This window comes from Novosphingobium sp. PP1Y, assembly GCF_000253255.1.
Lineage (GTDB): Bacteria > Pseudomonadota > Alphaproteobacteria > Sphingomonadales > Sphingomonadaceae > Novosphingobium.
The window spans coordinates 2,702,376-2,726,225 of the sequence record NC_015580.1 but is presented as its reverse complement, the minus strand read 5'-3'; the positions used below and the strand labels follow the sequence as shown (position 1 = coordinate 2,726,225).

Annotated in this window: 21 protein-coding genes and 1 tRNA gene; 14 read left to right on the top strand and 8 right to left on the bottom strand. The window is 62.4% G+C overall.

Translation table 11 applies throughout. From position 1 onward, the window contains the following. Positions 1-30: 30 nt before the first annotated feature. Together PP1Y_RS18890 and PP1Y_RS18885 are read right to left on the bottom strand one after the other, a co-directional pair. Positions 31-963: a septal ring lytic transglycosylase RlpA family protein gene (locus tag PP1Y_RS18890; protein ID WP_041559001.1), complete on the bottom strand. Its 933-nt coding sequence runs from the start codon at positions 961-963 to the stop codon at positions 31-33. Beyond that, positions 947-1,990 (bottom strand): lytic transglycosylase domain-containing protein, encoded by a 1,044-nt coding sequence (locus PP1Y_RS18885; protein WP_013833651.1) that lies wholly within the window; start codon positions 1,988-1,990, stop codon positions 947-949. The genes PP1Y_RS18890 and PP1Y_RS18885 overlap by 17 nt, the downstream gene beginning before the upstream one ends. Before the next feature lie 141 nt (positions 1,991-2,131). Between PP1Y_RS18885 and PP1Y_RS18880 the strand changes: the two genes are divergently transcribed. From PP1Y_RS18880 to PP1Y_RS26655, 7 genes are all read left to right on the top strand, one after another. After that, positions 2,132-2,221, top strand: a tRNA-Ser gene (locus PP1Y_RS18880). 142 nt (positions 2,222-2,363) lie between these two features. Further along, positions 2,364-3,539 (top strand): integrase arm-type DNA-binding domain-containing protein, encoded by a 1,176-nt coding sequence (locus tag PP1Y_RS18875; protein WP_013833650.1) that lies wholly within the window; start codon positions 2,364-2,366, stop codon positions 3,537-3,539. Then, positions 3,536-4,090 carry a hypothetical protein gene (locus PP1Y_RS18870; RefSeq protein ID WP_013833649.1) on the top strand — a complete coding sequence of 185 codons (555 nt, stop codon included), beginning with the start codon at positions 3,536-3,538 and terminating at the stop codon, positions 4,088-4,090. Before PP1Y_RS18875 ends, PP1Y_RS18870 begins: the two co-directional genes overlap by 4 nt. A gap of 113 nt (positions 4,091-4,203) precedes the next feature. Further along, entirely contained in the window at positions 4,204-4,398 is a 195-nt protein-coding gene (locus PP1Y_RS25850; protein ID WP_148275015.1) for a helix-turn-helix domain-containing protein, read from the top strand. A gap of 128 nt (positions 4,399-4,526) precedes the next feature. Beyond that, positions 4,527-4,781, top strand: coding sequence for a hypothetical protein (locus PP1Y_RS18865; protein WP_041558999.1), 255 nt, complete (start codon positions 4,527-4,529; stop codon positions 4,779-4,781). 307 nt (positions 4,782-5,088) lie between these two features. Continuing rightward, positions 5,089-5,859, top strand: a complete 771-nt coding sequence (locus PP1Y_RS18860; RefSeq protein ID WP_013833647.1) for a hypothetical protein — start codon at positions 5,089-5,091, stop codon at positions 5,857-5,859. A 195-nt stretch (positions 5,860-6,054) separates the two neighbouring features. Continuing rightward, on the top strand, positions 6,055-6,225 hold the full coding sequence (locus PP1Y_RS26655; protein ID WP_369799503.1) for an HGGxSTG domain-containing protein: 171 nt from the start codon (positions 6,055-6,057) through the stop codon (positions 6,223-6,225). Positions 6,226-6,475: 250 nt separating this feature from the next. Here PP1Y_RS26655 and PP1Y_RS26650 read toward each other — a convergent pair whose 3' ends face one another. Beyond that, positions 6,476-6,934: a PDZ domain-containing protein gene (locus tag PP1Y_RS26650; RefSeq protein WP_013833646.1), complete on the bottom strand. Its 459-nt coding sequence runs from the start codon at positions 6,932-6,934 to the stop codon at positions 6,476-6,478. Positions 6,935-7,616: 682 nt separating this feature from the next. Between PP1Y_RS26650 and PP1Y_RS18855 the strand changes: the two genes are divergently transcribed. Next, positions 7,617-10,997, top strand: a complete 3,381-nt coding sequence (locus PP1Y_RS18855) for a PAS domain-containing hybrid sensor histidine kinase/response regulator (RefSeq protein WP_013833644.1) — start codon at positions 7,617-7,619, stop codon at positions 10,995-10,997. On the opposite strand, the gene PP1Y_RS18850 is transcribed toward PP1Y_RS18855, so the two are convergent. After that, the gene (locus PP1Y_RS18850; protein WP_013833643.1) at positions 10,959-11,594 is read right to left on the bottom strand and encodes a response regulator transcription factor; all 636 of its coding nucleotides are present in this window, start codon (positions 11,592-11,594) and stop codon (positions 10,959-10,961) included. The two genes, PP1Y_RS18855 and PP1Y_RS18850, sit on opposite strands and share 39 nt — an antisense overlap. A gap of 21 nt (positions 11,595-11,615) precedes the next feature. Beyond that, entirely contained in the window at positions 11,616-13,565 is a 1,950-nt protein-coding gene (gene acs / locus PP1Y_RS18845; protein ID WP_013833642.1) for an acetate--CoA ligase, read from the bottom strand. A gap of 211 nt (positions 13,566-13,776) precedes the next feature. Here acs and PP1Y_RS18840 point away from each other — a divergent pair, with 211 nt between their 5' ends. From PP1Y_RS18840 to PP1Y_RS18820, 5 genes are all read left to right on the top strand, one after another. Further along, the gene (locus tag PP1Y_RS18840; protein ID WP_065762436.1) at positions 13,777-15,237 is read left to right on the top strand and encodes a DcaP family trimeric outer membrane transporter; all 1,461 of its coding nucleotides are present in this window, start codon (positions 13,777-13,779) and stop codon (positions 15,235-15,237) included. A 55-nt stretch (positions 15,238-15,292) separates the two neighbouring features. Continuing rightward, positions 15,293-16,957 (top strand): MFS transporter, encoded by a 1,665-nt coding sequence (locus tag PP1Y_RS18835; RefSeq protein ID WP_013833640.1) that lies wholly within the window; start codon positions 15,293-15,295, stop codon positions 16,955-16,957. Between the two features lie 111 nt (positions 16,958-17,068). Next, positions 17,069-17,584 carry a GNAT family N-acetyltransferase gene (locus tag PP1Y_RS18830; RefSeq protein ID WP_013833639.1) on the top strand — a complete coding sequence of 172 codons (516 nt, stop codon included), beginning with the start codon at positions 17,069-17,071 and terminating at the stop codon, positions 17,582-17,584. Between the two features lie 26 nt (positions 17,585-17,610). After that, positions 17,611-19,494, top strand: a complete 1,884-nt coding sequence (locus PP1Y_RS18825; RefSeq protein ID WP_013833638.1) for an AMP-binding protein — start codon at positions 17,611-17,613, stop codon at positions 19,492-19,494. 158 nt (positions 19,495-19,652) lie between these two features. Continuing rightward, complete coding sequence (locus PP1Y_RS18820; RefSeq protein WP_232512451.1) at positions 19,653-19,976, top strand: PilZ domain-containing protein; 324 nt, start codon at positions 19,653-19,655, stop codon at positions 19,974-19,976. A gap of 94 nt (positions 19,977-20,070) precedes the next feature. Here PP1Y_RS18820 and lpdA read toward each other — a convergent pair whose 3' ends face one another. Genes lpdA through PP1Y_RS18805 form a run of 3 tightly spaced genes read right to left on the bottom strand, consistent with a single transcriptional unit; the run spans position 20,071 to position 23,204 of the window. Then, on the bottom strand, positions 20,071-21,486 hold the full coding sequence (lpdA, locus tag PP1Y_RS18815; RefSeq protein WP_041558998.1) for a dihydrolipoyl dehydrogenase: 1,416 nt from the start codon (positions 21,484-21,486) through the stop codon (positions 20,071-20,073). Positions 21,487-21,490: 4 nt separating this feature from the next. After that, positions 21,491-21,883 carry an acyl-CoA thioesterase gene (locus tag PP1Y_RS18810; RefSeq protein ID WP_013833636.1) on the bottom strand — a complete coding sequence of 131 codons (393 nt, stop codon included), beginning with the start codon at positions 21,881-21,883 and terminating at the stop codon, positions 21,491-21,493. A 4-nt stretch (positions 21,884-21,887) separates the two neighbouring features. Further along, complete coding sequence (locus tag PP1Y_RS18805; RefSeq protein ID WP_013833635.1) at positions 21,888-23,204, bottom strand: pyruvate dehydrogenase complex dihydrolipoamide acetyltransferase; 1,317 nt, start codon at positions 23,202-23,204, stop codon at positions 21,888-21,890. Between the two features lie 169 nt (positions 23,205-23,373). Between PP1Y_RS18805 and PP1Y_RS18800 the strand changes: the two genes are divergently transcribed. Further along, positions 23,374-23,829 (top strand): universal stress protein, encoded by a 456-nt coding sequence (locus PP1Y_RS18800; RefSeq protein WP_013833634.1) that lies wholly within the window; start codon positions 23,374-23,376, stop codon positions 23,827-23,829. The last annotated feature ends 21 nt before the right edge of the window (positions 23,830-23,850 follow it).

Here is a 23,850-nt window from a genome sequence, read left to right as displayed (position 1 = left end):
GCACTCGGCGCGCGAAGCTGGTTCATTCGGTCAGTCCGCGCGCTGGATTCGTGCGTCGCTATAGCCTGCCGTCCGGGCCTTCTCCAGCGCTGCGGCAGCTTGTGCACGGTTTGCGAAAGGGCCCATGCGCACGCAGGAAAACTTGCCGCAGGTGGCCACGTGGCCGTTGAGCTTGCTGGCAACCGCCCTCGCACTTGCCGCCACGGAGAACGCGGCAACCTGCACGACATGATCTCCCTTTGCGACTTGGCCTGACTTGAGTTCTGCCTTCGGTTCGGGAACGGGCTGGGTCTGCGCAATCGGCTCGGACGGTGGAACCGAAACCGCCATGACGGAGGGGACCTGGCTTCCCGACTTCGCAGTGTCCGGTGCGGCACCGGGAGGCATCGGCGGCGGCGTAAGCAGCGGCGATTGATCCGCAAGCTTGCGGCGAAGTACCTTGAGCAGCGCTTCGGGCGTTGCCATCCGCTCCGATGCCTGCTCGCCCTGACGCAGCAGAGCCCGGTCGGATTCCGGCGGATTTGTCCGGCGCAAGCGCACGGCAACGCGTTGCCCCGCCGTGATGCCCAGTTCGGAGGCTGCATCGCGGGACAGTTCGACGAGGGTATCGTTCACCATAGGGCCGCGGCGTTCGACCCGCACGAGGATTGTCTTGCCGGTTTCGAGCGAGGTGACTTCCGCATAGCTGGGAAGCGGCAATGTCTTGTGGGCGGCGGTGACACCGACGACGCCTTCGCCCGCAACGCCGGCATAGCCCACCGCGTCGTAATTCATCTGGTCCGTCGGGGTCCAGGTCGTATCGCCTATGGTGAACGGCTCCCCGACGACGACCGGATAGTCGGCGGCGGGGCCATTCGCGGGTGTCGCGGAAACCGGTATCGGCCTGTCGCCGCCAGCGGTCATGCAACCGCCAAGCAGGATCAGCGCCGCAAGCGGCAGGGCATGGTTAACGGGCAATCTCATCTGCAAGCAACCCCACGGACAATGCGTAGTAGTTCGAGCAGTTGTACTGGAGGATGACCCGATAATTCCCGGTTAACAGATAGGCAGGAGTTCCGGGACCATCGGGCTGGAACAGCGTTGCCAGGACGTCGCTGCCGATCGGCGATAGCGGGGCGACGCCTAGCGCACGCCACTCCGACACTGTCTTCCACTGAGAGTGGCGCTCATGCACGCGCTCGCATGTCGGGGCAGCAAGCTTGCTGGCGTAGGCGCCGACATTGAAGCCGCTGGGTACTGAAGCGCGCACGCCCCAGGGCTGCCCTTTCCGCCATCCGGCATCGCGGAAATAATTGGCGATCGAGGCAATGGTGTCGGCCGGGCTGGAGAAAATGTCGCGGTCGCCATCGCCATCGCCATCGACGGCGAGTCGCAGGTACACGCTCGGCAGGAACTGCGGATAGCCGAAGGCGCCGGCCCAACTGCCCTTCAGTTTGTAGCTGGGCACGCCCTGGTCGATCATCTTGAGCAATGCGATCAGTTCGCCCTCGAACAGGTCACGCCTGCGGCCTTCCCAGGCGAGCGTTGCCAGCGAGCGCGCAAGGTCGAAATCCCCGACGTAGCTGCCATAGTTGGTTTCGTGGCCCCAGATGGCGAACAATACCGGAGCAGGAACGCCGTAACGCGCCTCGATCGCGGGCAGGATGCCGGAGAGCTGCGCATAGCGAGAGCGCCCGCGCGAAACGATGCTCGAGCCCACGTGCCGCGCAATATAGGGGGCCATGGGCGGCGGGCTCGACTGACGGCCGGGCTGCGCAGTATCCAGCTCGATGACCCGCTGGTTGGGCGTAAGCCCACTCAGCGTTCGCGTGATCGTCGCCTCGCTTACCCCCTGCTGCCGGGCGTGGGTGGCAACCGTCTGAAGGTATGCCGAAAAACTCTCGCCCTGCACCTGTGCGTGCAGCGGCGCCGGTGCCATGACAGGCAGCGCGGCGATTGCGCCAGCAAGGCATTTGGACAGGAACGATTTTGTAAGCGATGGGCGTTTCATCTTCTTGAAACTCGCACAAACATGGCCGGTTGCAAATGGCGTCCGTCACGATCCGGTGGACAGTAACCGCAAGCCAAATTCCATTTGGCACCATGCAAGGTCTTGCAAGCCCCGGACATTGCTCTATGCGCGTTTGCCGACGGACAGGTGGCCGAGTGGTTTAAGGCAGCGGTCTTGAAAACCGCCGTGGGTGCAAGCTCACCGTGGGTTCGAATCCCACCCTGTCCGCCAGCGCCGTATTTCCCACCATCCCACGCTATTCCTTAAAGCGCCGGAAATCCTGAACTTACTTGGTCTAGTTCATCCCCAACCATACCTTGCCATTCCTCGCTAGCCCGCATACAGTGTGGGAAATTGTGTGGGAGCAATTCGCATGGGCAAGCTGACGGCGACCGCTGTTAAGGCCGCAACGAATCCGGGCCGGTATAGCGATGGCGATGGATTATTCCTCTTGGTTGGGCCAACGGGGGCCAGGTCGTGGATTGTCCGCGTCCAAAAAGACAAGAAACGCCGTGACTTTGGCTTGGGCAGCGCCGCCAAGGTTCCGCTCGCATTGGCAAGGGAACGGGCGCGCACCGTCCGCTCGCAGATCGAGGCGGGAATTGATCCCATATCAGAGCGCAGAAAAGCGGCAGGCATTCCTACGTTTCGGGAAGCGGCGGCAAGCGTCCATGCCGAGCACAAGGGAGGGTGGAAGAACGACAAGCACCGCAAGCAATGGCTCGCCACGCTGGAGGCCTATGTCTTCCCGGCATTCGGTGACGTATCTGTGGGAACGGTGGATGCCCCTGCCGTCCGCGATGTCTTAGCCGCGATATGGTTGACGAAACCGGAAACAGCGCGGCGGCTGCGACAACGCATTGTCACCGTCATCGACTGGGCGGTTGCCAAGGGTTACCGGGACGGGCCGCTCGCCATGGCGGTAATCGACAAGGCACTTCCGAAACAGCGCGCAAAGGTCAAGCACCACACGGCACTGCCCTACGCCGATCTTCCTGCATTCATGATGACGCTGCGCGAGAGCGAGAGCATGGGGCGGCTGGCGTTAGAGGCGGTAATCTTGACGGCGGCGCGCTCAGGCGAAGTCCGCATGATGGAGTGGGCCGAACTGGATCTAGACGCGGGACTGTGGACCGTACCAGCCGAGCGCATGAAGGCAGGCCGCGAGCACGTCGTCCCGCTTCCCTCGCAGGCTGTGGCGTTCTTCGAACGCATGAAGGCGCACAAGCGCGGTGACAGCGATCTAGTCTTTCCGGGCAACAAGCGCGGCAAGCCCCTGTCTGATATGACACTGACAAAGGCGCTGCGCGATATGGAAGTCGATGCCGTCCCGCACGGCTTCCGCTCAACCTTCCGTGATTGGGTGGCCGAGCAAACGCACTGGCCCGCCGAACTGGCCGAGGCGGCACTGGCGCACGTTATCAGCGACAAGACTGTTGCCGCCTATCAACGCGGCTCCATGCTGGAAAAGCGCCGTGAACTCATGGCAGCATGGGCGAATTACTGTGAGGGGGCGAACAACGGCAACGTCGTGCGGTTGGCGCGATGACTGGACACAAATCCTATGCCGAATTGTCGGAAGAAGAACGGCATGCTTTAGAAGATGGTTTGCTCAGAAGGCATCGGGTCAACTTGGAGCGCGTCCAGCGCATCCACCAAGATATCGACACTGAACCGATGGAGTTCAGCGCAGATTCCATTGCCAAGATGCTAGACGAAATTGCCGATCAGTCTGATTGTAATGTGGCGTTCACGCTGCAAGCCGTTTCGCGCGCGCTTCGCGGGCAAGACGATCATCATGTGCTAATTCTGAAACAGAAGAAGCGCGGAAAGTTTGTATCGCCAACTGAACATGACAACCACCATTGCAGGATTATGAGTTGGCTTCACACTCTTGCCATGCATGAACAAGATGGCGTTAAGACTGAGGCAGCGGTTGCACTAATTGCGGAAAATTGGGGGGTAAGTCGTGCCTCGGTATTTGCGGGCATCAAGGAGGCAGAGGATTACTTAGAATCGGGCCGGACTTTGGATTGGCCTTCTGGGGAGCAGACAAGCGCATTTACCAACCCTCGTCCAAACAAAAGTGACAAGACCTAGACTGCTATTCCTTGGCATTGCCAATCAATCCTGCATAATCCTTGTGTCCGCCCCGGCATCCACCGGGAGCCGCGAGCCAGCCGCGTAGGCAGGCAACGGACTGGACGGACACAATGGATACCCTTCCTGAACTCATGACGCTGGCGGATTTCCGCCGCCGCTATTCGATTAGTAACAGTCAGGTTTACCGCGAGGTGCAGGCGGGCCGCTTGCGCATCCGTAAGCTGGGCGCTGCCAGCCGCATCGCGCGTACCGATGCAGAGGCATGGGCCGAAGGCCTGCCAATTGTGGAAGGGGATGCAGCATGAACGCGCGCCCTGAAATTGATAGCCCCCCGGTCGCGGCAACGACCGGAGGGGCCTGCAACGCTGTGGGAGCAATTGCGGGAACTTCATACGCGCCTTCAGGGGGGAGTGGCAAGGCGAACCTACCCCGCGTGGCCTACCGCGCCTCCACGGGCCGGATATGGCGCTATTCGGGCAAGCGGGCGCGCGTGTTCGCGATGCTCGCCAACGCCAGCAACGGTATCACGCAATGGGACACGCTGCCGTGGCATACGCGGCTGGGTTCCAGCATCCACGCCATGCGCTGCGACGGTCTGGACATAAGCACCGAACTGGAAGGTGACTTTCGCCACGCGCGATATCGCCTGCATACACCCGGAGCACTCGTTGCGGGAGGTGGCGCATGAGTGACAATTCCATCCTCTTTGAGCACGATTATCGGGGCGACCGATGGCGGCTTGAGGTAGTAACGCATCAAGGGCGCAGGTTCGCGAATTGGCGAAAGTGGTACTACGCAAACGGAACGTGGAAGCCGACACGAGAGGGCTGCACGTTCCCTTTGGGCGACCTGTGGCCGCTGACAGGCGCATTGATGGCGTACCACGGCTTGCCAGTCCCTAAAGGGACCGAAAGCGGCTCCTAAGTCAATTTGGCAACAGGGTATCGACTCGCCCGCGATATCCTGTTGCCGCCCAAACTTGAAACTGGCGCAAAATGGCGAAAACGGCCCTAATCGAGGAAGCAGCCGGAGATACAAAAACGGCAGAAAAACCACATTCTGCCAAAACTGGCACACCTCTTGCTAATATAGATCTACTCTACAGTTGCGACCTTGCCTTCCGCGATACGGTCCAGTGCAGGACGTGGGGCGGGGCACGAATCCGCTCTGGCAGGGTAAGTGAGAACCTGACGCGACGGCAGATCGAGGGAATGATTGCGGCGGCATCCTATGCGCAGGCGACGGGCCGCACGTTCTCCCGGCACTGGACCATTCACTACGGCAATGCGGGCATCCCTGACAGCGAGGGCGCGGCATTCGTCCGCAACATCCTGAAACGGGCAGGCGAGCATATCCGGCGCGCGGGCGGCGATATGGCGGCGATATGGTCCCGAGAGAATGGCGAAGGCAAGGGAGCGCATGTCCATATCCTCCTGCATGCTCCCGATGGCTACACGTTCCGAAACCGGACGCGGCGCTGGATCGAGGGCGCGGGCGGCAAATACCGGAGAGGCGTTAGTGTCGTGCGTGTTATCGGCGGCACCCTCGCAAGTGCCAGGTCCAACGATGCACGTCACGGTGGGAACGTGTGGAACGTCCTCGCTTATCTCATGAAGGGCGCGGACAACGAAACTGGCGCGGCATTGGAATTGAACCGGCACGGCGCAGGCGGTCCGATCATCGGCAAGCGGTGCGGTTGGACGCAAAACATCGGAGAGACGGAGCGCATTAAAGTGGATGGAAATAATGGGCGGTCCGATGGCTGAAGTAGCATCAGTTAGCAAACCCTATGGTCGGGGGTAGCATTGAAAAACAATCAAGATAAATCAGGTGGAACTGCGCGCCGGAAGCTGTGGCGGCGCTGGATCGAAGTGACCGACGAACGGCACCGCCAATGGGCAGCAAGAGGATTTCGATATCCTCATCCTCCTGACGTGCCCCTGCCAGCCGAATTGCGAGGCATGGAGTGCGGAGCGAGGACGCGGGCCGGAACGCCATGCAAGCGCCGGGACATATACCGGAGCGGACGCTGTAAACTGCACGGAGGCATGAGTACCGGCCCCCGCACCGATGAAGGCAAAACGAAGTCGGCGGCGAACGGCAGGTGCAAACCCCATGAGGGTATGACGTAACCTAAGTTTCGGTTCATAATCCCGGGCGCGGGCCAACCCTGCCAATCACCGTCATCAGGACAGTCACGGAACCGGCTGGAAAACGCCAACACCTAGTTTTCGGACGTTTCCGCGCGCGCGAGGTGTGCGAATTGTCCGAATTTCTAACCGCCGAAAAGAAGCGGGCGAATAACGGTTGGCGCATTCCGCGTGCACGTGAATTTTCACCCGCCTTAATAAGCACGTGTCTAATAATATTGCGCGAGAGTGACTAATGAGGTTGCCATTCTGTTGGGATTTCTAAGTCAATTTCGCGTAGCGCCCCGTTCCTCGCAATTTGCACTTTTATAGGCTGCGGACCACTTGCGGCTTTTTGCAAATTGCTGAGGTCTGCCGGGTTGCCGTTGACCGTGAGAATTATGTCACCGGGCAAAATATCAGCAAGATAAGCAGGAGAGCCGTCCCTAATGGCCTGAACGGCAACTGCACGTCGCGTCTCAAACTTTGCTACTTCGTCCGGCGTTAGTTCTCGGGTGAGAATACCTGCCCCAATCTTGGGTACGAAACTAAAGTATAGAGCGGTCTTTCTAAAGCGATTAACCTGATATGGAAGATAAGTTGTTTGACTTCCATAGGTTGTGGTGGTTCCCGAATAAGATCCATGTGCGGACCCTCCGGTGCCATAAGCCTGAACATTTCCACGACTGTACGAAGTTGTCGTTGTGGGCATTGTCAGAGGAATTGTAGTCGTCCGAGTTGACTCTAAATTAGTGCCTACAATCAGATATCTAGCGTGCAATTTCTTGGCGAGTCGCACTGCATCTTTTGTGTTGGAGTTCCCTGTCTCAAACGCGGTGTAGCCGATTATCCCAAATCCGCGTCGCCACATGGTTTCAATATCAGCGTCGGGATTGCCGCTTGAGGCTATCACCTCAGGTGCTTCAGTTGATGGTATCGTACTGTTGCCAATTGGGAGTGGCCTGTAGAATTTCTCCCAATCATTTGCGCTAGCTTGTTGGCTGGTGGTGAGGGCTAGCAGAAGCGGAAATAGGCGTCGCAATTCACAATCCCCAAATTGTGGAGTTAAGGTATCAGATTACCAATTCCGAACTCGTTGGTCGAATCGCTCATTTTGCCGGTGACGCGCACGTCATGTGGGGTAAAGTGTGGTAGCAACCCTATTGCTTCTAATATTTCCATATTAGAAACAATTAGATATTTAAAAAGTTTGACAGACACCCTGTCCGCCACTTTCTCCCAGCTGACGGCGTGCATGGCGCAAGTTGCACCTGACAAGGGTGGATCGACCGGCTAGGACTTCTGCAGGGAGTTGGGTCCGGAGGTCCGGTGGGTCGCGTGGCAATTGCTGAAGCTGCACTCGCTGAAGCCTCAGGGGCGCAGGGCCTGCGCGCATGAGCCTGGCTTCATCGGCCTTTGCCGCCCTTGCTCTCATCCTCGTCCTGTTTGCCGTGGCCGCCCTGGTCGAGGCGCGCGGCGACCTGTTTTCACGCCGTCCCGCCTTGCGCCACCACGCCTATACGCTGGCACTGGGCGTCTATTGTTCGAGCTGGACTTTCTATGGCGCGGTCGGCAGCGCGGTTCGCAGCGGGTGGGCCTATGTGCCGATCTACCTCGGCCCTGCGCTCCTGCTGCTGCTTGCCCCCGGCTTCCTCTCGCGCCTTTCGGCGGCGGTCAGGGAGGAGCGCGCTGCGACGGTATCGGACTTCATCGCCGCCCGCTTCGGTCACGATACCGGTGTGGCGCGGATGGTCACGCTCATCGCCTTGCTGGGAAGTATTCCCTACCTGGCGTTGCAATTGCGATCGATCGGCAATGCCCTGACCATCGTTTCCGGACGCGAAATCATGGTGCCATCGATGATCGTGGCCTCGTGTCTGCTCACCTTGTTCGCGCTGCTCTTCGGCACCCGCCGGTTCGAGCTGGCAGGCCGCAGCGAAGGCCTGCTCTACGCGATCGGACTGGATTCGATCATCAAGATCGTTGCCCTGTTCGCCGTGGCCGCGCTTGCACTGGTGCTCCTCTCCGGCGCCGAGGCTGCATCGTTCACCCGAGCTGTAGAAACGCTGGGAGAGCGCTTTTCTCCCACCCACCTCACCTTCGAGATCGCTCTGATCGCGCTGGTTTCCACGTTCGCGATCATCGCCCTGCCACGCCAGTTCTACATGGGGCTGGTGGAGGCGCGCGATGAGCGCGATCTCGTGCGGGCACGCTTCGGTCTCGCCGCATACCTATTGGGCATGGCCGTCCTGATCGTGCCGATTGCGCTGGCGGGGATAGCACTGCTCCGGCAGGATATCGACGCCGACCTCTACGTCCTGCAATTGCCTGCTTCGGCGGGATCGGAACTGATTCTCGCCGCGGCGCTGCTGGGCGGGATCGGCGCTGCCAGTTCGATGGCGATCGTCGATACGACTGCGCTGGCAACGATGATCTCGAACGACCTGTTCGCGGGCGCCGTGATCGGTTCGGGCAAGGACCGTCCGGCCGGGGCCATCGGCGCGCGAATGCTGGGGATGCGCCGCATCTCCGTTGCAGGGGTCATGCTCCTCGCACTGGCATTCGCGCTGCTGATTTCGCGCGGCCAGTCGCTGGCGTCGATGGGCCTGACGGCCTTTGCCGCCATGGCGCTGTTCTCGCCGCATCTGATCCTCGGTACGCTGGGCAAGGGGCGCGATCCTGTCGCCGCGCGGGCAAGCCTCGGGATCGGCCTGGTGCTGTGGGCCTACACACTGGCCCTGCCCCCGATCATGCCGCAGCCTTGGCTCGACGCCCTTTCCGGGACCGTCATCGACCCGCACCGGCTTTTCGGAATTGGCCGGGCGAGTGCTTTCGTCCACGGGGTAGTCTGGAGCCTTGGCGTCGACGTCGCCGTCTATGCCCTCGTCGCCGCGCGCAAGATCCCGGCGCCAGGTCTGCCCCGCATTTTCGCCACGCCGGGCCGTGTCTCCAACGTTGGCGAACTGGCCCGGTTCGTGGCCAGTTTCGTGGGCGAAGAGCGGGCGGAGCGGGAGTTCTCCGGCTCCGATCCGCAAGATCAGGTGACGCCAAGGAATGCCCGCAAGGCCCAGGACCTGATTGCCCGCGTGGTCGGCGCGTCTTCGGCGCGGGCACTGGTTGCATCGGCGCTGGCCAGCGGACGCATGGATCTGTCCGACGTCACCCGCCTGCTCGATGAAGGCGGGCAATCCTTGCGTTTCTCGCGCCAATTGCTGGCTGCCACTTTCGAGAACGTCGACGCCGGTATCAGCGTGGTCGACGGCGAACTCAACCTGATTGCGTGGAATTCAGGTTACGAGGAGATCTTCGACTATCCTGCGGGCATGGTCTGCGTCGGCGCACCGATCGAGGAACTGATCCGGCACAATGCCATGCGCGGCCATTTCGGCGAGGGCGATATCGACACCTTGGTCGAACGCCGGCTAGAGCCGCTTCGACAAGGCCGGGCGCACAGCTTCGAGCGGCGGGGCAGCGATGGCAGGGTCATCAAGACGGTGGGCGGCCCGATGCCGGGCGGGGGATACGTCATGTCCTTCACCGACGTCACCGAGGAAGCTCGCATCCGCGACGAACTGGAGCAGACCCTCGAACAGCTCGAAGAGCGGGTCGAAGCGCGCACGCGCGAATTGAGCGAGGCGAATCGCCTGCTTGCCCGGGCCACCCGAGACAAGACACGGTTTCTCGCCGCCGCCAGTCACGACCTGCTGCAACCGCTCCATGCTGCCCGCCTGTTTACAGCCGCGCTTGGCAGGTCGGTGCCCGACAAGGAAAAGCCGCTAGTCGGTCGTGTCGATGGCGCGATCGTCGCTGCCGAAGAGCTGCTGCGCGCGCTGCTCGACATCTCCCGCCTCGATGCCGGTGGGGTCACGCCCGAGACCGAGCCGGTCGCCCTTGGCCCGTTCCTCGATGATCTGGTTGCGAGTTTTCAGCCTTCGGCCGAAGCCAAGGGCCTCACGCTCAGGACGGGGCCCCTATTCGGGCATGTCGAGACCGATTCGGGCCTGCTGCGCTCGGTGATGCAGAACTTCCTGTCCAACGCCCTGCGCTACACCCAGCGCGGCGGCGTGCTCGTCGGGGTGCGCAGGCGGGGCGACATGCTGCGCATCGATGTGATTGACAGCGGCGTGGGCTTCGAGCCGGAGCAGTCGGACGTGATCTTCCGTGAGTTCACCCGCCTGGGCACGACGGATGTCGAAGGGTTGGGATTGGGGCTCGCGCTCGTCGAACGCATCGTCAGGGTCCTGGGGGGGAGCATCGAAGTGGATGCCCGGCCCGGGCATGGCAGCCGCTTCAGCCTTCTGCTCACAGCACGCGAGGCTGGCGATCCCCCGCTCCAGGAACCGAAGGATGCCGCCCCTGCAACCGCGCCCGGTCATGGACTGACGGTTCTTGTCGTCGACAACGACAGCCGCATTGTCGAGGCATCCGTGGAACTGGTCGAGAGCCTTGGGCACCGCGCAATCGGAGTGCGGGACATCGCCGGGGCATTGGCCCATGTCGACGAGGTCGACGCGGTTCTGGCCGACTATCGGCTGGACAACGGCGAGGACGGCCTGAGCCTGATCATGCAACTGCGCACCTTGCGCAAGGGCCTGCCTGCCGCGATCTTCACGGCCGAAGCGGGCAGTTCGATCCGGGCCAAGGCAGAAGCATCCGGCGTGCCGGTCCATGCAAAGCCCGTTGCGCCCGAAGTGATCGAGGCCTTCCTCGCCCGTGCGGCGATCATGTCGGTGGGATCAGTGTTGCAGATGCAATCCGAGCGAGCGCGCCACTAAGGCGGCCTGCGTGCGATTGCGAACGTCGAGCTTCTTCATGATCGCGGTCATGTGCGCCTTTACGGTCGCTTCCGTGATGCCGAGACCATAGGCGATCTGCTTGTTGAGCTGTCCATCGAGAACCGCCAGCAGCACCTTGAGCTGCATGGGGGTGAGGCCCGCCACTTCATTGCGGATAGGTTCGAGTTCGGCGTCGCCCTGCGGCGTGCTGCTGCCTGCGGGCGCATGACCTCCCAGCGCCTTGGCAACGGCCTCTTCGATTTTCACGAGATCGCTGTCCTTGCGCAGGAAGCCGATGGCCCCGAAGGCGCGGGCTTCCTCGGCCGCGGACTCCCCTTCGGCGCTCGACACGACGAGGATCGGGACCTCGGGCTTTTCGGCGTGGATCAGGGCAATGCCCGAGAAGCCAACCGCTCCGGGCATCTTGAGATCGAGCAGCACCAGCGCAAGGTCATCGAGTTCACAGGCCAGGCGCGATGCTGCCGGCAACGTTCCCGCCTCGACGATCCGGGCATCGGGAGCCACCTGCCCCACCGCCAGGGTCAACGCCTGGCGGAAGAGCGGGTGGTCGTCGGCAATGAGAACGCTGCGGCCCACCCCTCGATGCTTCCGGATGCGTCAGGCCGTTGCCGGTTGCGGCCGGTTGGCGATCAGATTGTCGACTACCGATGGATCGGCCAGCGTCGAAGTATCGCCGAGGTTGGAGAAATCGTTCTCGCCGATCTTGCGCAGGATCCGGCGCATGATCTTGCCCGAGCGGGTCTTGGGCAGGCCCGGCGCGAACTGGATCACGTCCGGCGTGGCGATCGGTCCGATTTCCTGACGTACCCACTGCACGAGTTCCTTGCGCAGTGCCTCGTCCGGCTCGACTTCGGAGTTGCAGGTGACGAAGGCGTAGATGCCCTGCCCCTTGATCTCGTGCGGCATGCCGACAACCGCCGCTTCGGCGACCTTGGCGTGAGCGACGAGCGCGGACTCGATCTCGGCGGTGCCCATGCGATGGCCCGAGACGTTGATGACGTCATCGATGCGGCCGGTGATCCAGTAATACCCGTCCTCGTCACGGCGGCAGCCGTCGCCAGTGAAGTAGTAACCCTTGAAGGTCGAGAAATAGGTCTGGAAGAAACGCTCGTGATCGCCCCAGACGGTGCGCATCTGTCCGGGCCAGGAATCGGTGATGACGAGGCAGCCGTCGCCTGCGCCAGTGATCTCGTTTCCTTCGTTATCGACCAGCATCGGCTTCACGCCGAACATCGGACGCGTGGCCGAGCCGGGCTTGAGCGCGGTGGCGCCGGGCAGCGGACTGATCATGACGCCGCCGGTCTCGGTCTGCCACCAGGTATCGACGATAGGGCAACGGTCTTCGCCGACGACGCGGTGATACCATTCCCAGGCTTCGGGATTGATCGGCTCACCGACCGACCCCAGCAGGCGCAGCGACTTGCGGCTGGTCTTCTTCACCCACTCGTCGCCTTCACGCATCAACGCACGCAGGGCCGTTGGGGCACCATAGAAGATCTCGACATCGAACTTGTCGACCACCTGCCAGAAGCGCGAAGCGTCGGGATAGTTCGGTACGCCTTCGAACATGACCGTGGTCGCGCCGTTCATCAGCGGTCCGTAAACGACATAGGAGTGGCCGGTGACCCAGCCGATGTCCGCTGCGCACCAGTAGATCTGGCCGGGGCGGTAGTCGAAGACGTACTCATGCGTCATCGAAGCCCAGACGGAGTATCCGCCGGTGGTGTGCAGCACGCCCTTCGGCTTGCCCGTCGATCCGGAGGTGTAGAGGATGAACAGCGGATCCTCCGCGTTCATTTCCTCGGGCGGGCAATCGCCCGACTGAGCTGAGACGCCGGTGGCCCAGACGATGTCCCGGCCTTCGGTCATCGGCACGTCCGCGCCGGTATGCCTGAGGACGATCACGGTGTCGACGCTGGTGCAATGGGCCAACGCGGCATCGACATTAGCCTTGAGCGGGACCTTCTTGCCCCCGCGCAGGCCCTCGTCCGAGGTCAGGACGATGCGGCTGTCGCAGTCGGTTATGCGGCCTGCCAGTGCATCGGGTGAGAAGCCGGCAAAGACAATCGAGTGGATCGCGCCGATGCGCGCGCAGGCGAGCATGGCGACTGCCGCTTCGGGAACCATCGGCAGGTAGATGGTGACGCGCTCGCCGCGCTTGACCCCGCGCGACTTCAGCAGGTTGGCGAACCGGCAGACCTGTTCATGCAATTCGCGATAAGTGATGCGGCGTTCCGGCTTGTTCGGATCGTCCGGCTCCCACAGGATCGCGATGGCATCGCCGCGATCGGCGAGGTGACGGTCGAGGCAGTTTGCCGAGAGGTTGAGAGTGCCGTCGGTGAACCACGAAATACCGAAGTCGGTCTCGTGGAAGCTGGTCTGCTTGACCACGTTGAACGGCTTGATCCAGTCGATCCGCTGCGCTTCCTGGCGCCAGAAACCTTCCGGGTCCTCAACCGAGCGACGGTACATTTCCTGATAGCGGGAGTCGTCGATCAGGGCATTTCCAGCCCATTCGGTGGGGACGGGATAGACGGTCTCTGCCATGTCTTTCATTCTCCTCTCCGTGGAGTTTGTCCGGCAAACCCGGCTTTCCACGAACCTGTAGCACATAGACCCCTGCGCGGGGACATTAGACCTTGGTCGTAACCGTTAGACCATGGTCAGGATGGTTCAAGCACCCTCCCTGCCCGATCCTGTGAAGGTTCCGGAACATCTCCTGAAAAGCGGAGAGGCCGGGCTCGGGAAGGAGAGGATCATGAACCACGCCGAAAGTGGGACTTCCAAATCGCGATTGCTAGTTAGCATATTGCTTGCAGGCAGCTTTCTGGTGACGCCTGGCGCTGCCCATGCGGCAGCCCATGCCGCATCGACTGCCGCAATACCTGCCGCAACCGACCGCGAGGCGTTGCTCGAAGACCGGCTTGAACGGCTGGAGGCGGAAATGGCGCAATTGCGCGCCGACCTCGCGCAGGCCCATCAGCAGCAGGCCGAGAGCGAGGCGACAGCGCAGCAGGCGATTGCCGCAGCCATTGCCAGAAGCGAGGAAGCCGCCGCCAAGGTTGCAGCCCTTGAGAGCAAGCCACAGGCCGATGGTTTCAAGTCGGGCGACACGACGATCAAGCTCGGCGGCTACATCAAGATGATCGCCTCGACGAGCCGCTTCAGCGAAGGCGAAGTGGCCACGAATTCGCTGGGCCGCGACTTCTACCTGCCCCAGGCGATTCCCACCGGAAGCGGGCCCTCGCAGAGGGTCGAGGACTTCACTGCCAAGCAGTCGCGCTTCTGGCTGAACCTTTCAACCGACGTGGGTGGTAACAGCGTGAAGGGCCTTGTCGAGGTCGATTTCCAGACCGCGCCGGGTACCCAAGGGTCGCAGCGCACAACCAATGGCTACAACCTCGCCCTGCGCCGGGCCTGGATGCAGGTCGGCGGGATCACCATCGGTCAGGACTGGTCGACGTTCCAGTACACCGGCGCCTTGCCCGAAAGCACCGACTTCGTCGGCACGACCGAAGGTACGGTCTTCGTGCGCCAGCCGCTCGTGCGCTACAGTGCACCGGTCGGCAAGGGGCTGACCCTGCATGCCTCCATCGAGGAGCCGGAATCGGGCACGGCCACGCTGGGCTCGCCTGCCCTTACGGAGAACGGCGACGACAGGATCCCCGATTTCGCCGCCCGTCTCGCATGGACCGGCAAGCGCGGGGAAGTCTCGATTGCAGGCCTCGTGCGGCAGGTCCGCGTCGCCAGCGCGGGGACTGCGGCAGATGCGATGGGTTGGGGCATCAGCGCCGGCGGAAAGCTCTGGCTCGGTCAGAGCAAGTCTAGCGACCTGCGCGCGCTGGTCACCTATGGGCACAACGCCAGCCGCTACATCGGCCTGAATTTCGCTCCCGACGCCGTTTACGATCCGGCGACGAACGACCTTGCGAACGTCAACGTCCTGGCCGCCATGGTTGCCGCGCGCATCGCGATTGCCCCCAAGGTCCGCATCAACCTGATGGGCAGCTATCAGGACGTCGATTATGCAGGCAGCCTCCCGCTCGCCAGCATCGCCAGCTTCAACAAGCGGGCGTGGAGCGGGGCAGCCAACCTCTTCTATTCGCCGGTCAAGAACATCGACCTTGGCCTCGAGTACCGCCACGGCGAGCGCAAGCTGGTCAACGGCAATGACGGCGCCCTCGACCGCGTCGAATTCGCAGCAAAGTACAGCTTCTGAGGATATACCTTGCCCGCCGGACAAAAACGGTTGGGCCCATTTGGGAGAGTGAGCAATGGCTACGACTTATGACGCCTTGCCGAAGCATCACAGGGCGACGGGCCGCGAAAAGCTCGTCATCACGGCATCGTCGCTCGGCACCGTGTTCGAGTGGTATGACTTCTATCTCTACGGGCTGCTTGCCAGCTTCATTTCCAAGGTCTTTTTTTCAGGCGTCAACGAAACGACCGGGTTCATTCTGGCGCTGGGCGCCTTTGCCGCCGGTTTTGCAGTCCGCCCCTTCGGTGCGCTCGTGTTCGGTCGGGTCGGCGACCTTGTCGGCCGCAAGTACACGTTCCTCGTGACGATGGGCCTGATGGGCCTATCCACTTTCGCGGTCGGCCTGCTGCCGGGTTACGATACCATCGGCATCGCCTCGCCTATCATCCTCGTCACCTTGCGCATCATCCAGGGCCTGGCGCTGGGCGGTGAGTACGGCGGCGCGGCGACTTACGTGGCCGAGCACGCACCCGACAACAAGCGCGGCCTCTACACCAGCTTCATCCAGATCACCGCGACCTTCGGCCTTTTCGCGGCCCTGCTCGTCGTGCTGGGCGTGCGCACCGGCATGGGCGAGGATACTTTCGCGGGCTGGGGCTGGCGCGTGCCGTTCCTGCTTTCGGCGATCCTGCTGGTCGTCTCGATGTACATTCGACTGCAGCTCAGCGAGAGCCCCGTCTACCAGAAGATGAAGGATGAAGGCACCACATCCAAGGCCCCGATCACGGAAGCCTTCGGCCAGTGGGGCAATCTCAAGTTCGTGCTCATCGCCCTGTTCGGCGCCGTCGCCGGCCAGGCAGTCGTCTGGTACACCGGGCAATTCTACGCGATGTTCTACCTTGAAAAGATCCTCAAGGTGGACGGCGCCACAACCAACTACCTGATCGCCATCGCCCTTGCGCTGGGTACGCCGTTCTTCGTGTTCTTCGGCTGGCTCTCCGACCGGATCGGCCGCAAGTACATCATCCTGGGCGGCTGTGCGCTGGCTGCGGTGACCTACTTCCCGGCCTTTCACGCGCTTTCGGATGCCGCCAACCCCGCTCTTGCCGCTGCAAGCCGCAATGCTCCGGTAGTCGTCACCGCCCACGACGCGGAATGTTCCTTCCAGTTCGACCCGGTCGGCAAGAACAAGTTCGACTCCTCGAGCTGCGACATCGCCAAGGCCTTCCTTGCCAAGAGCGGCATCAACTACACCAACAAGGCCGCCCCTGCGGGCACCGTGGCTTCGGTCGCGATCGGCGATACCGTCATGGTCGCGCCCAACCCGGCCGATATGCAGGGTGAAGACCGCGCCGCCGCGATCGCCGCATATCAGGACCAGCTCAAGGCCGGTCTTGCCGGCGCGGGCTACCCTGCGGCAGCGGATCCGGAGCAGATGGACAAGGTCACGGTCGTCGCGATCCTGTTCTACCTCGTCCTGCTGGTGACCATGGTCTACGGCCCGATCGCCGCCATGCTGGTGGAACTGTTCCCGAGCCGAATCCGATACACCTCGATGTCGCTGCCCTATCACCTGGGCAACGGCTGGTTCGGCGGCTTCCTGCCGACCACGGCCTTCGCGATGGTCGCCGCGACCGGCGATATCTACTACGGCTTGTGGTATCCTGTGGTGGTCGCCGTTGCGACTCTGCTGATCGGACTGTTCTTCCTGCCGGAGACGTTCCGCCGGAATATCGACTGATCCGATGAAAGTAGCGCCCGCGCCTTGCCGAGATTGCTCTCGATCAAGGTGCGGGCGTCGACGACGACATATGAGATTGCCGCCCCCCACCTCCAGACGGAGTCTGTCTCAATGTCTCTCCACGATTGCGTAAAGCTTGAAACCCGTTCCGGTATCGAACTGGAAGTGCGCCCCGTAACCGAAGCCGATGAAGCCGATCTTGAAGCCTTCTTCGAACGCGTCACCGACGAGGACCGCCGTTTCCGCTTCATGTCGGGTGCCCGCCAGATCGGTCGCGGACAGCTTGAACCGCTGGTGCACCCGGATCACTTCCGGACCGAATCCTGGATCGCCTGCAATCTGGCGAGCGGACAGATCGTCGCCTCGGGCCTCATGGCCTGTGACGGGCCCCTCGATACGGCAGAAATCGCTATTTCGGTCTGCGCCAGCCATCGCGGAAAGGGTATCGGCTGGGCCATGCTCGATTTCCTTGCCGATCAGGCCGCAGCAAGGGGTTGCCGCCGTGCCATTTCCATCGAGGACAGGGCCAATCATGCCGCCATCGAACTCGAACGCGAAAAGGGCTTTGATCCCGAACCGTTCGAAGGCGATCCAAACCTGATAATCCTGTCCAAGACTTTCAGATAACTTATGGAAAAACAAGTGAGAGGCCAATGAGCGAAGCCTACCGGCAAACCTGGCAAGCCAGCATCGACGATCCCGAGACCTTCTGGTCAAAGGCAGCAGAAAAGATCGACTGGGACAGGCAGCCGACACGCGCGTACGATCCCGAACAGGGCTGGTTTCCCGGGGGCTCGCTCAATACCTGTTACAATGCCGTCGATCGCCACGTGGCGGCAGGCCGCGGCGATGCCACGGCCCTGATCTACGACAGCCCGGTCACCGGCGCGGTCCGCAGTTGGACGTACGGCGAGCTTCTTCAAGAAGTCGGGCGCGTCGCTGCCATGCTTGCAAGCCGCGGCGTCGCCAAGGGTGATCGCGTCGTCATCTATATGCCGATGGTGCCCGAAACGGCCTTCGCAATGCTCGCCTGTGCTCGCCTCGGGGCGATCCATTCGGTCGTGTTCGGCGGCTTTGCGGCGCACGAACTGACCAAGCGCATCGACGATGCCACGCCCAAAGTCGTGTTGACCGCCTCGTGCGGGATCGAGGGCAAGCGGATCATCGCCTACAAACCCCTGGTCGACGAGGCACTCGCCAGCGCCGCCCACCAGGTCGAGTGCGTGATCGTCCTGCAGCGCGATCTTCTGACTACCGAGCTGCGCCGTAACCGGGACTTCGACTGGGCGGAGCTGCGCGCCGCGACGGCAGACGCAGCGATCCCCGATTGCGTTCCGGTGGCATCAGACGATCCGCTCTACATCCTCTATACCTCCGGCACGACCGGCACCCCCAAGGGCGTCGTGCGCGAGAATGGCGGTCATGCTGTCAATCTCGTCTGGACGATGGAGGCGATCTACGCGATCGGGCCGGGAGACGTCTTCTGGGCCGCGTCCGATGTGGGCTGGGTCGTTGGCCACAGCTACATCGTCTATGGTCCGCTGCTGGTAGGCGCGACCACCGTTCTGTTCGAGGGCAAGCCGGTCGGCACTCCCGATCCGGGCACGTTCTGGCGCACGATCGTGGGTCATGACGTCAAGACGTTCTTCACTGCACCCACCGCCATCCGGGCGATCCGCAAGGAAGATCCAGCTGCGGCATTCCTCAAGGACATCGGCACCGGAGCGCTTGAAGCCATCTTCCTCGCCGGTGAACGCGCCGATCCCGAGACCATCGGCTGGGCCGAAACGCATACCGGACTGCCCGTCATCGACCACTGGTGGCAGACCGAGCTGGGCGCGCCCGCCATCGCCAGTTGCTTCGGCCTCGGCGATACGCGGCGCAAACGCGGCAGCGCCGGCTTTCCGGTGCCCGGCTACGCCTTCGCCATTCTCGACGAAGAGGGGAGCCCGGTTCCGGACGGCCAGAGCGGCGCCGTTGCCATGCGCGAGCCGCTCGCCCCTTGCGCGTTCCGGACGCTTTGGAACAACAGGCCAGGCTACGAGAAGAACTTCGCCACGTTCCCCGGCTATTACGAAACCGGCGATGCAGGGCACTTCGATGATGAGGGGTTCCTCCACATCATGGGCCGCACGGACGACATCATCAACGTGGCCGGACACCGGCTCTCCACCGGTCAGATGGAGCAGATCGTTGCGACAGTCGAAGGGGTGGCCGAATGCGCGGTGATCGGTGCGGACGATGCGCTCAAGGGGATGATCCCGATCGCTTTCGTCGTGGCCCGAGCGGGCGCCGAGAACGACGAAACCATCCCTGCGCGGGTCATCGCCACGGTGCGATCCGAACTGGGCGCGGTGGCTGCACTCAAGACCGCATATCTGGTGCCGCAATTGCCCAAGACCCGGTCCGGCAAGATCCTTCGCAATGTCCTGCGCAAGATCGTAAACGGGGAGAGCTTCGATACCCCGGCGACGATCGAGGATGCAGGCGTGCCGGATGCGATCCGGGAAGCGGTCAAGGCCAAGGTGCTCACCTGATTTCGAATACTTGTGGCGGAGTGCTCAGGTCGAACCGCAAGTCGCGAGCTGATTGCCTTACAGCATTTTAAGCACGATCCCAGCGCTGCCCGGTAACCATGCTAACCTGATAGTAACCTCCTGAGACGCAATGGTTTCCGCCAGGACAGGAGGCCAGATTGCACCACGAAAGGATCACCGGCTCGAAACGGCCGCACGCTCAGCGTTCCGAGCGGGTGAGCGTCACGATCCTGTGCGAGGTGCGGCAAGGCACGCGGCCCTGGAAAATGGCCCGGCTCGAAGACCTTTCTCCGGGCGGCTTTCGCATTGCATGGTTTCCCGAGGCCCGGCCGGAGCTGCCCTTGCGCATCCGCATTCCCGGAATGCAGCTACTGACCGCGCGCATCTGCTGGGAGCGCGATGCGGTCATCGGTTGCGAGTTCGAAGCACCGCTCCACATCGCGGTCTTCGAACACATCGTCCAGTCCACCCAGACGGCCTGAGGCCCACCCAAGACAACCTGAGGCCCAAAAGAAAAGGGGCGCGTCCCGCAGGACCGCCCCTTCCCTGTCATCCTGTTCTTTCGCGCAAACGCGATCAGATGTGGAGCGCGCGCCCGTAAGCGGCCAGTGTTGCCTCGTGCATCATTTCCGACAGCGTCGGGTGCGGGAACACGGTGTTCATCAGCTCGGCCTCGGTGGTCTCGAGGGTCTTGCCGACAACATAGCCCTGGATCAACTCGGTCACTTCCGCACCGATCATGTGTGCGCCGAGCAGTTCACCGGTCTTGGCATCGAATACGGTCTTGATGAAGCCTTCCGGCTCACCCAGCGCAATCGCCTTGCCGTTGCCGATGAAGGGGAAGTTGCCGACCTTCACTTCGTAGCCCGCTTCCTTGGCCTTGGCCTCGGTCATGCCGACGGACGCGATCTGAGGGTGGCAGTAAGTGCAGCCCGGGATGTTGTTGCGGTCGAGCGGATGGGGATGGACGTCCTTGTTGCCCAGTTCCTTGGCAATCGCCTCGGCAGCGGTAACGCCTTCATGGCTCGCCTTGTGGGCCAGCCACGGTCCGGGCGTGCAGTCACCGATGGCCCAGATGCCGGCCACGCCGGTGCGGCCGTAATCGTCGATCTGGATGAAACCGCGATCGAGCTTCACGCCCACGCCTTCAAGGCCGATCTCTTCGGTGTTCGGCACGATGCCGACGGCCGAGATGACATGGCTGAATTCGTGCTCGGTGACCTTGCCGTCCTTACCCTTGATCTTGGCCTTCACGCCCTTGTCGCTGGCGGTGATCGCCTCGACGCCGGCGCCGGTCATGATCGTCATGCCCTGCTTGGTCAGCGCCTTTTCGAGGAAGGTGGAAACGTCAGCGTCTTCGACCGGCACGATCCTGTCGAGCATTTCGACTACGGTCACGTCGGCGCCCATATCATTGAAGAAGCTGGCGAACTCGATACCGATCGCGCCAGAGCCCATGACCAGCAGCTTGGTCGGCATTTCCGAAGGCGTCATCGCATGGCGGTAGGTCCAGATGCGCTTGCCGTCGGCCTTGGCGAAAGGCAGCTCGCGTGCCCGCGCGCCGGTGGCAACGATGATGTGCCTTGCCTGCAGCTCGGTCGTCTTGCCGTCAGCATCGGTCACCGCCAGCTTGCCCTTGGCAACGACTTTGCCGGTGCCGGTGTGGACGGCGATCTTGTTCTTCTTCATCAGGTGCGTCACGCCCTTGTTGAGCTGCGAGGCAACTCCGCGCGAACGCTTCACCACCGCATCGAGATCGGCGGTGATGTTTTCTGCCGCCAGGCCATAGGCCTTGGCGTGCTTCATCTGGTGGAACACTTCGGCCGAGCGCAGCAGTGCCTTGGTCGGAATGCAGCCCCAGTTAAGGCAGATGCCGCCCAGCAGCTCGCGCTCGACGATGGCCGTCTTCAGACCCAGCTGCGCGCAGCGGATCGCCGAGACGTAGCCACCGGGGCCGGAACCGAGAACGATGACGTCGTAAGAATCTGCCACTGCTTCAAATCTCCTGCTCATTGCGGCCCGGCTCGATCGTCCTGGGCTTGCCGCTGTTGTCCACCGCAACGAAGGTGAACACGGCTTGCGTAACCTTTACTTCTTCTTCCTCGTGGCGATGGCGCCGCCAGGCTTCGACCCCGATGGTCATCGAGGATCGGCCCACGCGGCACAATTCGCCATAGACGGAGATTTCGTCACCCACCTTGACCGGCAGGTGAAACTGCATCCCGTCCATCGCCACCGTCACGGCCCTGCCATGGGAATGCCGAGCGGCGATCAGGCCCGCGCCCATGTCCATCAGGCTCATCAGCCAACCGCCGAAGATATCGCCATAGGCATTGGCGTCGGCCGGCATGGCCGTAACTCGGATGACCGGATCGCGCCGGGGTTCCATGCGATCAGGCGACCATGCTCAGCGGGTTTTCGACATAGGCCTTGAACGCCGCCATCAGACGCGCGCCATCGGCTCCGTCGACGGCCCTGTGATCGAAACTTCCGGTGGCATTCATGACGGTCGCAACTCCCAAGGAGCCGTCTGCCATGACCCAGGGGCGCTTTTCACCTGCCCCAATGGCGAGGATCGTCGATTGCGGAGGATTGATAACGGCCGAGAACTGGGTGATTCCCATCATGCCCATGTTGGAGATCGACGCCGTACCGCCCGTGAACTCTTCAGGCTTGAGCTTTCCTTCCTTGGCGCGGGCACCAAGGTCCTTGGTCGCCTGCGCGATCTGCGAGAAGGTCTTGCCATTGGCGTCGGGCACGATCGGCGTGATGAGGCCACCGGGGATCGAGACCGCGACCGAAATGTCGGCGCGCTCGTACTTGATCAGTTCATTCCCGGCGAAGGTCACGTTGCACTCGGGCACTTCGACCAGCGCCATGGCCAGCGCCTTGACCAGCATGTCGTTGACCGAGACCTTGATGCCGCGCTTGCCGAGCATCTCGTTGATCTCGCCGCGAAGGGCGATCAGCTTGTCGAGCACGATCTCGACCGAGAGGTAGATGTGCGGCGCTTCCTGCTTCGACTGGGTCAGGCGGCGCGCGATCGTCTTGCGCATGCTCGAGAGCTTCTCGACGCTGTGCGGCACGCGCGCGTCGAGCAGAGCGCGGGTTTCGTCGGCCATCTCGACCGTGGGAGCAGCTGCAGCCTCACCGACGGGCGCTGCGGCAACGGCGGCCTTCGGCTTGGAGGCTCCCGCCTGCGCGGCCTCGACATCGGCCTTGACGATGCGGCCCCTGGGTCCCGATCCGCTTACGGCTTCAATGTCGATGCCCTTGGCATCGGCCAGGCGACGGGCAAGCGGCGAAGCGAGAACGCGGCCTTCCTTCGATGCGGCAGGCGCAGCGCTGGCCTTGGCGGCAGCAGGAGCCGGGGCCGGGGCCGCGGTCTTGGCTTCTTCTGCTGCCTTGGGCGCTTCCTGCTTGGGCGCGGACGGTGCCGGAGCGGATTCAACGGACGAGATGTCCTCGTCTTCACCCGCAAGCATGGCGATCACGGTCCCGACCTTCACGCCCTCGCTGCCTTCGGGCACGAGGATCTTGCCGACAGTCCCTTCGTCGACGGCTTCGAATTCCATCGTCGCCTTGTCCGTCTCGATCTCGGCCATGATGTCGCCCGAGCTGACGGTGTCACCTTCCTTCACCAACCATTTGGCGAGTTTCCCCTCTTCCATGGTGGGGGATAGAGCGGGCATCTTGATCTCGATGGGCATGGAGGCGTTTGAGTCCCTTGTTTATCCTGGGGAGGTCATTTTCTGGATCGATCTTTCCTTGGACAAGTTGCCGCGTCCATACAAGCGCCTTCACATTGCTAATTCGAATTCCTGATGGCTTGCACCTACAATCGAATGGCCCGATAAGCTCGGGAAAGAGGGGACTAAGATGCGGGTCTATCTGGTAATCGTCGATGAAACCGATGAGGCGCTTGTCGCCCTGCAGTTCGCGGCCCGGCGCGCAGCCAAGACCGACGGCGCGCTCCATCTTCTCGCCCTCGTCCCCCCGCAGCCCTTCAATGCCTTCGGCGGCGTCCAGGCCACCATTGAGGAAGAAGCGCGTGCACGTGCCGAAACGCTGGTGACCGCCGCAGCGGGCAACCTGCTTTCGCAAGGTGCGAAGATGCCGGTGATCGCCGTGCGTATGGGCGAGGACATCAAGGTCGTGCGCGAATACCTGAAGGAACATCCCGAGGTATCCGCGCTGGTTCTCGGTGCCGCGAAGGAAGGCGGCCCGGGCCCGCTCGTGGCGCACTTCACCGGTGCAGGTATCGGGCAGATGACCTGCCCGGTCTTCGTGGTTCCCGGTACGCTGGACGAGGCCGAAATCGAGCGCCTCAGCTAGGGGTTGCGGCGTCCGCTCGTC